General features: G+C 73.8%; 11 protein-coding genes and 2 pseudogenes. 9 read left to right on the forward strand and 4 right to left on the reverse strand.

The features are described from left to right. Positions 1-91 precede the first annotated feature (91 nt). Positions 92-832, forward strand: a complete 741-nt coding sequence (locus ACWDN5_RS44055) for a CehA/McbA family metallohydrolase (protein WP_449680452.1) — start codon at positions 92-94, stop codon at positions 830-832. 66 nt (positions 833-898) lie between these two features. Next, on the forward strand, positions 899-1,714 hold the full coding sequence (locus tag ACWDN5_RS44060; protein ID WP_449680453.1) for a hypothetical protein: 816 nt from the start codon (positions 899-901) through the stop codon (positions 1,712-1,714). A gap of 8 nt (positions 1,715-1,722) precedes the next feature. On the opposite strand, the gene ACWDN5_RS44065 is transcribed toward ACWDN5_RS44060, so the two are convergent. Further along, positions 1,723-2,940 (reverse strand): MFS transporter, encoded by a 1,218-nt coding sequence (locus ACWDN5_RS44065; protein WP_449680454.1) that lies wholly within the window; start codon positions 2,938-2,940, stop codon positions 1,723-1,725. Positions 2,941-3,021: 81 nt separating this feature from the next. On the opposite strand from ACWDN5_RS44065, the gene pdxR reads away from it, so the two are divergent. Further along, positions 3,022-4,434: a MocR-like pyridoxine biosynthesis transcription factor PdxR gene (gene pdxR / locus ACWDN5_RS44070; RefSeq protein ID WP_449680455.1), complete on the forward strand. Its 1,413-nt coding sequence runs from the start codon at positions 3,022-3,024 to the stop codon at positions 4,432-4,434. Here the strand turns inward: pdxR and ACWDN5_RS44075 are convergent. Beyond that, positions 4,362-5,795, reverse strand: a complete 1,434-nt coding sequence (locus ACWDN5_RS44075; protein ID WP_310975579.1) for an MFS transporter — start codon at positions 5,793-5,795, stop codon at positions 4,362-4,364. The two genes, pdxR and ACWDN5_RS44075, sit on opposite strands and share 73 nt — an antisense overlap. 58 nt (positions 5,796-5,853) lie before the next feature. Beyond that, positions 5,854-6,327 carry an SRPBCC family protein gene (locus ACWDN5_RS44080; protein ID WP_310975580.1) on the reverse strand — a complete coding sequence of 158 codons (474 nt, stop codon included), beginning with the start codon at positions 6,325-6,327 and terminating at the stop codon, positions 5,854-5,856. A 161-nt stretch (positions 6,328-6,488) separates the two neighbouring features. Here ACWDN5_RS44080 and ACWDN5_RS44085 point away from each other — a divergent pair. Together ACWDN5_RS44085 and ACWDN5_RS44090 are read left to right on the forward strand one after the other, a co-directional pair. After that, positions 6,489-7,003 (forward strand): annotated as a pseudogene (locus ACWDN5_RS44085) (bifunctional nuclease family protein). 81 nt (positions 7,004-7,084) lie between these two features. Then, positions 7,085-8,053, forward strand: a complete 969-nt coding sequence (locus ACWDN5_RS44090) for a sigma-70 family RNA polymerase sigma factor (protein ID WP_449680456.1) — start codon at positions 7,085-7,087, stop codon at positions 8,051-8,053. On the opposite strand, the gene ACWDN5_RS44095 is transcribed toward ACWDN5_RS44090, so the two are convergent. Next, complete coding sequence (locus tag ACWDN5_RS44095; protein WP_449680457.1) at positions 8,017-8,496, reverse strand: DUF2087 domain-containing protein; 480 nt, start codon at positions 8,494-8,496, stop codon at positions 8,017-8,019. The genes ACWDN5_RS44090 and ACWDN5_RS44095 overlap by 37 nt on opposite strands. A gap of 69 nt (positions 8,497-8,565) precedes the next feature. Between ACWDN5_RS44095 and ACWDN5_RS44100 the strand changes: the two genes are divergently transcribed. The 4 genes and pseudogenes from ACWDN5_RS44100 to ACWDN5_RS44115 form a co-directional block, all read left to right on the forward strand. Beyond that, entirely contained in the window at positions 8,566-10,206 is a 1,641-nt protein-coding gene (locus ACWDN5_RS44100) for a fatty acyl-AMP ligase (RefSeq protein ID WP_449680458.1), read from the forward strand. After that, positions 10,187-10,462, forward strand: coding sequence for an acyl carrier protein (locus ACWDN5_RS44105; protein ID WP_396136975.1), 276 nt, complete (start codon positions 10,187-10,189; stop codon positions 10,460-10,462). Before ACWDN5_RS44100 ends, ACWDN5_RS44105 begins: the two co-directional genes overlap by 20 nt. Beyond that, on the forward strand, positions 10,459-10,776 hold the full coding sequence (locus ACWDN5_RS44110; RefSeq protein WP_310975589.1) for a hypothetical protein: 318 nt from the start codon (positions 10,459-10,461) through the stop codon (positions 10,774-10,776). Before ACWDN5_RS44105 ends, ACWDN5_RS44110 begins: the two co-directional genes overlap by 4 nt. After that, positions 10,776-11,278 (forward strand): annotated as a pseudogene (locus ACWDN5_RS44115) (WXG100 family type VII secretion target); the annotation flags it as partial. The gene ACWDN5_RS44110 and the pseudogene ACWDN5_RS44115, both read left to right, overlap by 1 nt.

The following is an 11,278-nucleotide window of genomic DNA, read 5'->3' on the forward strand; positions in this document are numbered from 1 at the left end:
CAGTGTCGGAAAGTCGTTAGCGTTACCAAGGACGTCGATATGTCACCGTGACCCTACTGCCGGGTAAGAATTGGCCGCCTGACCTGCGGTGATGCCCGCGCTCGGCCTGCCCGCCGGCACCTGGATCGACTGGCGCTACCGCGCGGCCGACCCGCGGGACTTCCGGCGCTTCACCGAGCAGGTGCACCGCGCCGGCGGCCTGGTCACCGCGGCGCACCCGTTCGCCAACTGCTTCGGCTGCACCTACGAATTCGCCTACGAGCTCGCCGACCTGGTCGAGGTCTGGAACGGCCCCTGGACGCAGGACGACGAGGCGAGCGTCATCCACTGGGACGGGCTGCTGCGCGGCGGCCGCTTCATTCCGGCGATCGGCGACTCCGACGCGCACCACCCGGACCAGCGCGTGGCCCTGCCGCACACCGTCGTGCTCGCCGACCGGCTGCGCCGCCGGGAACTCCTGGCGGGGCTGAAAGCGGGCCGTTCGTGGCTGGCGGAATCGGCGTCGGTCCAGCTGGACTTCACCGTCTCCGGCGGCGGCACGAGCGCGGGCATCGGCGAGCGGCTCGCCGCAGGCACCGGTACCCCGGTGACCGTCAAGGCGGTCGTGGCCGGCGTCCCGGGGACCACGGTGACGTTCCTCGACCAGCTCGGCCCGGAACACAGCGAGCCGATCGGCGACTCGGGTGCGGCCACGGTCACCTGGACGACCTACCCCCGCTACAGCCGGTGGGTGCGCGTCGAGGTCCGTCGCCCGTCCGGCGGCCCGAACACCACCGTGCCGAACGCCATGGTGGCGATGTCCAACCCGATCTTCCTCGGCCCCGCCGACTGAACCCGCACCCGGGGTGCCGCGTCCTCCGTTTGGCAGACTGGTGCGAACGGGTGATGGGGAGGCAGGGTGCGCGGTTGTGGCCTGAAGGTGGCCATGGTCCTGGGTGCGGTCGTGGTGCTGGTCGCGGCGATCGTCGTGGTGGTGGCGTACACGCGTGGCTCGGTGAAGACGCCGGGGTGCACGGTGGCGCTGCCGGGGGACAACGCGACCGCGTACACGTTCACCCCGGAGCAGATGAACAACGCGGCGACGATCTCGGCCGTGGGCACCAAGATGGGGCTGCCGGCCCACGCGGCGACGGTCGCGCTGGCGACGGCGTTGCAGGAGTCGAAGCTGCGCAACCTCGAGGGCGGTGACCGCGACTCGGTCGGGCTGTTCCAGCAGCGGCCGAGCCAGGGCTGGGGCACGATCGCCCAGCTGCGCGACCCGGTCTACGCGGCGACGGAGTTCTACGAGAAGCTCGAGAAGCTGCCGAACTGGGAGACGCTGCCGATCACCGAGGCCGCGCAGGCGGTCCAGCGGTCGGGCGTCCCGGACGCGTACGCGCAGTGGGAGCCGCAGTCCCGCGCGATGGCCGCGGCGTTCAACGGCCAGTTCCCGGCCGCCCTGACCTGCCGCAACCTGACCTTGGCGGCCCCCGCGGACCTCGCCGCGGCGGCGACGGAGGAGCTGGGCACGGCGGGGTTGAGCGGTCCCCACCCGACGGGTCAGGGCTGGACGTACGCGACCTGGCTGGTCGCCCGCGCGGAAGCGCTGGGCGTGGACAAGGTGAGCTTCGCCGGCCGGACGTGGACGGCGGAATCGGGCGCCTGGGCCGACGATGCCGCCGCGGGCCAGGACCTCGCGCTGCACCAGACCGCGGCGGCCCGGGTCAGCGAGTAGCGCGTGGGTCAGTGAGGTGCCGGGCGGGTCGCGGCGGCCCAGCGGACCGCCGGGCCCATCGCCCAGCCCGCGCCCAGGAACACCGCGCCCAGCAGGAGCCAGCCCGGGACGCCCCAGCCGATCACCACCGTGCTCAGCAGGACCGGGCCGATCGCGCGCGCCACCGAGATGCCGCTGCCGAAGAAGCCCTGGTACTCGCCCTGCTTGTCCGCCGGCGCCAGCGCGAAGCCGATCTCCCACGAGCCCGCCGACTGCAGCATCTCGCCGAGCACCTGCACCAGCGCCCCGGCCACGAGCACGCCGAACGCCACCGCCGGTGCCGTCCCCAGCGCCGACAGCGCGAACGCGACGCACGACGCCAGCAGCACCACCCCCGACCGGCGCACCATCCCCGCCGCCGAATCGAGCGAGGTCAGCCGGCCCGCGACGCGGACCTGCAGGACCACCACCACGACCGTGTTCAGCACGAACAACGCCGACACCGTCCAGCCCGGCGCCGCGGTGCGTTCGACGATCCACAGCGGGATCGCGACGCTCAGCAGCGGCATGCGCAACAGCAGGACCGCGTTGAGCAGGGTCACCAGCGCGTACGGCCGGTCGCGCAGCACGGCCGACTTCGGCGCTCCCGGGCGCGCGGACGTCCGGCGCGCCGCCGGGAGCGCGTGCAGGAGCACCGCCGTCACGACGAAGGCCGCCGCGTCGAGGACGAAGACCGTCAGGTACGCCGAAGCCGTGTCGGCCGACAGCGCGAGGCCACCCAGCCCGGCGCCGACGGCGAGGCCCGCGTTGCCCGCGGACTGCAGGTGGGCCCGGACGCGCGTCCGCCGCTCCGGGTCGGCGAGGGTGGCCAGCAACGCCTGGCGGACCGCGGCCAGCCCCGTCTGGCAGCTGCCGTAGAGGCACGCGGCGAGGACGAACGCCAGCGGCGAGCGGACGACGAGGAACGCGAGGATCGACGTGGCCGTCGCCAGGGCCAGCAGCACCGCCGAGCCGCGGGCGCCGTGGCGGTCGGCCAGGTGCCCGAGCGGCACGCCCGCGACCGAGCCCACCGCCCACCCCAGCGTGAGCCCGAGTCCCACCTGCGCCGGCGTGAGCCCGGCGATCCGCGTGAAGAACAGGACCGAGCAGGTCAGGAACGCGCCGTCGCCGAGCGAGGCGACCAGCTGCGCGGCGGCGAGCATGCGCCCGGCCGGCCGGGTCTTCGGACGTTCGAGAAGCGCTGTCATGGGAAGAACGGTAGAGCGGAACTTGGCCCGATCCCAGATCCAATTCTCGACCGGTCGATTGGGCCAATATAGGCTCGCCTGATGGACTTCCACGTCAGCCTGGCCGGCCGCGGCGACCTCAGCGTCCGCATCTACCGCCAGCTGCGTGACGCCGTCCTCGACGGCAGGCTGCGCGCGGGGGAGCGGCTGCCGCCGACGCGGGAACTGGCCCGGCGCCTGGCCGTCTCGCGCAACACCGTCGCGGTCGCCTACGACCGCCTCACCGCCGACGGCTTCCTCACCGGTCGCGTCGGCGCGGGCACGTACGTCTGCGCGGAACTCCCGGCCCCGAAGCCGCGCCGGGCCCCCTCGGCGCGCGGGCCGCAGCCGAAGGCGGTGTGGCGATCGCTCCCGCCCCCGGCGGCCGCGGCGCCCGACCCGGTGTTCGACTTCCGCGTCGGCATCCCCGACGCCACGCTGTTCCCTCTGGACACCTGGCGGCGCCTGCTCGCGCGGGAACTCCGGGACACCGCCGGGTTCGCCCACTACGCCGAGCCCGGCGGCCACCCCGGGCTGCGCGCGGCGATCGCCCGGCACGTCGGCGTCTCCCGTTCGGTGCGCGCCGACGCCGGCGACGTGCTCGTCACCCAGGGCGCCCAGCAGGCCCTCGACCTGCTGGCCCGGGTGCTGCTCGAACCGGGTGACCGCGTTGCCGTCGAAGAGCCGGGCTACCGGATGGCCAGGCTGCTGTTCGCCTCGCACGGCGCCGAAGTCGTCGGAGTGCCGGTGGACGGCGAAGGCCTCGACGTCGCCGCGCTGCCGCCGCGCACGAAGCTCGTGTACGTCACGCCGTCGCACCAGTTCCCGCTCGGCACGCCGATGTCCCTCGCCCGGCGTACGGCGTTGCTGGCGTGGGCCGACCGCGCCGGCGCGGTCGTCGTCGAGGACGACTACGATAGCGAATTCCGGTTCTCCGACCGGCCGCTGGAACCCCTGCAGAGCCTGGACCGCGACGGCCGGGTGGCCTACGTCGGGTCGTTCTCGAAGACGCTGCTTCCCATGCTGCGCCTGGGTTTCCTGATCGCCCCGGCGTCCCTGCGCGACGCGCTGCACCACGCCCGGCAGCTGTCGGGCTGGCACGGCGACCTGCCCGCCCAGGCCGCGCTGGCGGGGTTCATCGACGAAGGCCTGTTCGCCCGTCACCTCCGCCGGGCGACGAAGGTCTACGCGGACCGCCACGAGCGCATCACGACGACTCTGGAACGGGTTTTCGCGGGCCGGCTCAGCCCGGTGCCGTCGGCGGCGGGCCTCCACCTGTGCGCGCTGGCCGGTACTGAGGCGGACCTGGACCCGATCGCGGCCCGCGCGGCCGCGGCCGGGGCGGCGATCCAGACGCTGTCCGACCTCTGCGGCGGTTTCCCGCGCCAGGGCGTGGTCCTCGGCTACGGCTCGATCCCCCTGGAGAGCATCGACGCCGGGCTCGCGGTGCTGGACGAGGCCTGGGGTTCGGCGTAGTGGTCGGTCCGCCGGCGCAGGGCGAGCAGGATCCCGCCCGCGCCGGTGAGCGCCGCGGTCGTCAGGATCATCAGCCAGCCGCGGCGGAAATCCGCCAGATCCGGCGTTCCCGCGAAGACCGCGACGAGCACCGCGGTGCCCAGGACCGTGCCGATCTGCCGGGCCGTGTTCACCATCGACGAGCCCGCGCCCCAGCGGGACGGCGGCAGGACCGTGCCCACCACTCCCGACAGGCTCGGCAGGATCAGCCCGACGCCGAGGCCGGTCAGCAGCTGGCCGGGCAGCATCGACGCGGCGTAGTCCGGCGTCGATCCCATGCGCAGCAACCAGATCAGCGCGCCGGCGCCGAACGCGACACCGCCGAGGGCGACCACCGGGCCGGGTCCGGAGCGGTGCACGAACCGGCCGCCGAGGACCGACACTCCGACCACCACCAGCGGGCCCGGGGCGAGGGACAGCCCGGCCACCAGGATCGAGTCGTGCCAGATCGAGGTCAGGAACAGCACGTTGCCGAACAGCATCGCCGCGAACCCGGCCGCGAACACCCCGGTGGTCAGGCAGGCCAGCCACAGCGTCGGCACGCGCAACGCCGGGAGGTCCAGCACCGGCACCGGGTGCCGCGCCGAGCGCAGCGGGACCCAGGCCAGCGCGACGGCGGCCACCGCGAACGCCAGCAGCACCGGCTGCGCGCCCCAGCCGCGGTCGGACGCCTCGACCAGCGCGTACGCCAGCGCGCCGACGCCCACCAGCAGCCCCGCCGCACCCAGGACGTCGGGGACGCCGGTCGACGTGTCCCGCGACTCGCGCAGCAGCCGCGGCCCGGCCAGCAGGGTCACCGCGCAGATCGGCAGGTTCACCAGGAACACCCAGCGCCAGGACGCCTCGACGAGCAGGCCGCCGACCGGCGGGCCGAGCGCCGCGGCCGCCGCGCCCACCGACGCCCAGACGCCGACGGCGAGGGGCCGCCGGTGCGGCGGGAACGCCGTCAGCAACAGGGCCAGCGACGTCGGCATGACGAGCGCGGCACCGATCGCCTGCACCGCGCGGAAGGCGATCAGCACGGGGATCGAAGGCGCGGCGGCGCAGGCGGCCGAAGCGAGGGTGAACACCGCGACGCCGGCGAGGAACAGCCGGCGGCGGCCGTAGCGGTCGGCCAGGCGCCCGGCCGGGGCGAGGCAGGCGGCGAACAGCACCGTGTAGCCGTTGAGCACCCACGACAGGGTCGCCAGGTCGTCGCCGGGGAACGCGGCCCGGATGCCGGGGAAGGCGATCGTGACGATGAACGTGTCCAGGCTCGCCAGGAACGCGGCCGTCGAGACGACGAGCAGCACGAGGCCGGGCTTCGGCGGGGCGGGGGTCATGGTCCTCCTAGGTTCAATAAAGCAACCTAGCTGGACCGGGTGGGTTTCAACAAGAGACTCAGGCGGCGGCGCGCTCCTCGGCGCGGGCCTGCAGCGCCGCGAGGGTGTGCTCGATCGACCGGACGTTGTACCCGGGGCGGTCGGCGCGGCCGGTGACCCGCGGCCCCATGAACTTCCGCACCACCCAGCTGCCGATCCGGTACCAGTTCTCGGTGACGACGCAGCCGTTCGCGGCCGGCGCCAGCACGTACTCCCACCGCGAGACCCGCGAGCCGAACGGCGTGCGCACGTCGAAGGCGAACCGGCGGCCCGGCTCGAACGCCACCACCCGCACCCGGGTCCACCACTGCAGCTCGCCGTTGCGGTTGCGGCCGCGGAACCGCGCGCCGAGGGCCGGCCCGGTGCCGTCCAGCCACCGGCCGCCGACGTTCTCCGGGCTCAGCTCGCCCATCCGCGGCAGGTCGGTGACCCACGACCACACCGTGCCCGGATCGGCGGAAACGGTCACACTGCGCGAAATCGTCGGCTCCACGCTCCGACGGTGACAGCGGCCGCGGTGGCCGGGCAAGGCGCCGGAGCGGAGTCCGCAGCCGAGAAGAGCCCGCCCGGGAAAACGCACCGCCCGGATCGGGTTGTGAACCCCCTGTTCTGGGTATTACGCGCGCGAAGCAGTCCCACGACACGGAGGGTGCGGTGGTCAGCGTGATCCCGATCGAAGTGGTGGGGATGGCCGTTCCGGTGCCCGGTGAGGCGCCCCTGATGCTGCTGCGCGAACCGGAGGGCGCACGCCGGTGGCTGGCGATCATGATCGGGTACGGCGAGGCCGAGGCCTCGTGCGCGCGCGGGAACAGATCGCGCAGCCGCGCCCCGGCACCATCGAGCTGCTCGGCGACGTCCTCGCCGCGTTCGGCCAGGGCCTCGCCGCCGTCGAGCTGACCGAGGTGCGGGACGGCATCTTCTACGCCGACCTCGTGCTCGCTTCCGGTACCCGCGTGTCGGCCCGCCCCAGCGACGCGGTCGCGCTCGGCCTTCGCCAGGGCGCGCCCATCCGCGTCGCCGAAGAGGTGCTGGACGTCGCGTCCGTGCAGCTCGAGGTGGAGCAGGAGACCGAGGGCCCGGCCGCCGACGTGCTGGACACCGAAGCCGAGGTCGAGCGGTTCCGCGCCGAGCTCGACGGCCTGCGGCCGGAGGACTTCGACGACCTGTAAGAGAATCTTCTCCCGCCGGACCGATGAGTTCCGGTGGCGGCGCCGGTACACCCACCGGAAGCCGCGGGCGACGGGAGAACGATGCAGGACTTCGCGACGCGCACCGAACCGCACCGGCGTGAGCTGCTGGCGCACTGCTACCGCATGCTCGGCTCGGTCCACGAAGCCGAAGACCTGGTGCAGGACACGCTGGTCCGCGCCTGGAAGGCGTGGGACGGCTACGACCCGGCGCGCGCCTCGGTGCGCACCTGGCTCTACCGGATCGCCACCAACGCCTGCCTCACCGCGCTGGAAGGGCGCGCCCGGCGGCCGCTGCCGTCCGGGCTCGGCGGCCCGAGCGACGATCCGGGCGCGCCGCTGACGCCGTCGTTCGAAATCCCCTGGCTGCACCCGTTCCCGGACGCCCTTCTCGACGACCCGGGCCACCGCCTCGCCCGCCGCGGCACGCTCCGGCTGGCGCTGCTGGCGGCGATGCAGACGCTGCCGCCGAAACAGCGCGCGGTGCTGATCCTGCGGGACGTCCTGGAGTTCAGCGCGGCGGAGGTGGCCGGCTTCCTCGACACGACGCCGGCCGCGGTCAACAGCGCCCTGCAGCGCGCCCGCGCCGGCCTCGGCGACCTGTCGGCGGACGAGGTGCCCGAACCGGACGACACCGCGGTCGAAGCGGCGCTCGACCGCTATGTACGCGCGTTCGAACGCGCCGATGTCGCCGGTCTCGTCGAGCTGCTCACCGACGACGTCGTGCTGGAGATGCCGCCGGTGCCGCTGTGGTTCCGCGGCCGCGACGACTACGGCCGGTTCATGGACCGCCTGTTCGGGATGCGCGGCCCGGAGTGGCGCCTGACGCGCACGGCCGCCAACGGACGGCCCGCGCTCGTGGCGTACTGCCGCGACGACACCGGCGTGTTCCGGCTGCACACCCTGCAGGTGCTCACCGTGCGGGACGGGCGGATCGCGCACAACGTCGTGTTCGCCGACCCGGGCGTCCTCGCGCTGTTCGACCTCCCGGCGACTCAGCCGGCGGCGCGGGCCTCCGAGGGACGGCCGTAGGCGCCGCCGTCGTTGCTGCGCTGCAGGAGACCTTCGTCGACCAGGTAGCGGCGCAGCGTCGCGTGGTCGTCGTGGACCATCGACAGCTTCTCGCGGACGTCCTGCTCGGTGTAGAGCCGGCCCGGCTCGAAGCGCTCGGCCAGGTAGTCGAGCAGCAGCTGCCGCCGACGGCCCGAGTGCGGGATCGAGACGAGCCGCCCGTGGCGGAAGAGGGCGTCGAGCGGGTCGACCGGAGCCTTGGCGAGCGCGTCGCGGAACACCGTCGGCACGGCCCGGTAGCGGCCGCCGGCTTCGGCGACGAGCCCCGCGCCGACGAGCCGCTTGACGAGCTTGGCCGGGGCGTGGGCCGCCTCGAGGCCGTCGGGGGCGGTGCAGATGCGGGCGAAGAGCTGCAGCCGGTCCTCGTCCGCGAGTGCGGAGACCAGCGCTTCCGGTACGGCCATGGTCTGCGACCGTACCCGCGCTCGCCCCGGGGGTGAACCCGGTTTCGGAGGGCCGGTAGGTTGCGCAGCGTGCCTCGTCCGACCGCACCGGCGACCGTGCCCGAGGCCGTGCTGCGCACCTCGATCGTGGAGCTGCTGTTCGCCCGTGCCGGTGACGACCGGCCGCTGTTCACCCACCAGGACCACGCCCACGGCGTGGAACACACGCTGACGTGGGCGGAGTTCGCCGCCCGGGTCCGCGTGGTGGCCGGCGAGCTGCGCCGGGTGGCCACGCCGGGGGAGCGCGTGGCGATCCTCGCCGGCCAGGAACTCGCCTACCCCCTCGCTTTCTTCGGCGCGCTGGCCGCCGGGCTGATCGCCGTCCCGCTGATGGTGCCCGCGAACCCCGCGCAGGCCGACCGGCTCGCCGGCGTCCTGGCCGATTCCGGCGCCCGGGTCTGGCTGACGTCGTCGGCCGAGGTGGCGCGCCTGCCCGCGCACGAGCACGTCGTGGTGGTCGACGCCCTCACCGGGCCGGGCGCCGACCCGGTGCCGGTGACCCCGGACAGCCCGGCCTACCTGCAGTACACGTCCGGCTCGACGCGTGAGCCCGCCGGTGCGGTGATCCCGCACCGGGCGATCGTCGCCGCCTGCTGGCAGGGCAGCCTCGCCTACCAGGTCGACGAGGGCACCACGTGCGCCGGCTGGATCCCGTTCTTCCACGACATGGGCCTGATCCAGCTGCTGTGCCTGCCGGTCTACTCCGGTGGCCGGGCGGTGTTCATGGCCCCGGCCGAGTTCGTGCACCGGCCGGCGCGGTGGCTGCGGCAGCTGGCGGACCACCCCGCGGTCTTCACCGCCGCGCCGAACTTCGCCTACGACCTCGCGGCCGACGCCGACACCGGCGAAGACCTCGACCTCTCGGACGTCCGGGTCGCGCTGAACGGCAGCGAACCCGTCCGGCCGGGCACGATCGAGCGGTTCCACGAGGTGTTCGGGCCGCGCGGCTTCCCGCGTGCGGCGCACCGGCCGTCCTACGGGCTCGCCGAAGCCACCGTGTACGTCGCCAGCGCGGGCGAGGAGGGGCCGCGCGGCGCGGTGTTCGACCGCGAAGCCCTCGCGCAGGGCCGGGCCGTCGAAACCGACGGCGGCCAGGAACTCGTCTCGGTCGGCCGTCCCGTCGGGCAGCTGGTCCGGATCGTCCAGGACGGCCGGGAGCAGCCCGAAGGCCTGGTCGGCGAGATCTGGGTGCACGGCCCGAACGTCGCGGACGGCTACTGGGGCCGCGGCGACGCCGGCGCGTTCGGGGGCGAGCTCGACGGCCTCGGCGGGTGGCTGCGCACCGGCGACCTCGGCGTCGTCCACCGCGGCGACCTCTACATCACCGGGCGGCTCAAGGACCTGATCGTCATCGACGGCCGCAACTTCCACCCGCAGGACATCGAGGCGGCGGCGGGGGAGGCCCACCCGGCGGTCCGCCGCGACCGCGTCGCCGCGTTCGGCGTCTCGGACGCCGGCGGCGAGGGCGCGGTGGTGGTGGCCGAGCGGGTGCGCGGAGCCGACGCCGACGACCGGGAGGTGACCCGGGCGGTGCTGCGCGCGGTCTCCCGCGAACACGGTCTGACGCTGCGCGCGGTACGTCTGGTCCCTTCCGGTGGACTTCCGCGCACATCGAGCGGCAAAGTCGCCCGGTCCGCCGCGAAGGCACGTTATGGTGACGACTGTGGGTGATCACCGCGCCGAGGTCACGAAGGTCGTCTGCGACACCTTCCGGCTCGACCCGGCTCTCGTCGAGCCCGATGCACCCCTGGAGGAGCTGGGCATCGACTCGAAGGGCCGGATCAAGCTGCTGGCGGCGCTGGAGGTCTATTACGGGGTGACGATCGACCTGGACCGGCTCGACCGGTTCACCGACGTGGGGTCCGTGGCGGCCGTGCTGGCGGAAGCACTGGGAACTCGAGGATCTTCAGGAGAGGCGCGGAAATGAGCGGCGGGGGGTACACCGCGACGACCGAGGCGTTGTCGACGGCGTCCAAGACCATCGGGGACCTGGCGGAACACCTGCTGGACGACAACCCGGACCTGCAGACGGCACAGGTGACGGCGGAGAAGTTCGGCCGGGCGCACGGTGCCCACGCGACCAAGTACACCGCCGGCGCGCAGGCGCTGTGGGCCGCGGTCTCCGGCTACAGCAGCACCCTCGGCTCGTTCGGCACGAACCTCGGGACCGCCGGGTCGAGCTACGGCGCGAACGAGGAGAACCAGGCGGGCGCGATCACGAACGCCGGGGGCTCGCTCTGATGGCCGACAAGAAGAACTGGTCCGACGTCAAGGCGGTCCTGGACGACCCGAGCGTGCCGCCGGCGCAGAAGAGCGCGCTGATCAGCAGCTGGCTGCGGGAAAACCCGCCACCGCCGCCGTTCCTGGCCGACCAGGAGCCGGACGAGATCAAGCAGAAGCGGCAGGAAGCCGAGAAGTACGCGCACGCGTTCAACGCGAACCCGCTGTTCGCCGGCCAGTCGGTCGACGAGGCCTACGACAAGGCGAAGAAGAGCGGCGACCAGAACAGCTACAACGAGGACCAGGAGAAGAAGGCCGTCGACGACGGCAAGAAGAAGCTCGACGAGACGAAGCCGCCCGCGGCCGCCGAGGACGGGGGCGCCGGCTCCGGGACGAAGACGTCCGACGAGATCTTCGACGCGGCCGCGCCCGCGCTCAAGCTGTTCGAGACGTTCGGGTCGCTGCTGGCGAAGATCCCGGCCGATTGCCGCGGCAACACCCGCGCGCTCGACCTCGTCAAGGA

This window comes from Amycolatopsis sp. NPDC003731 (genome assembly GCF_053586895.1).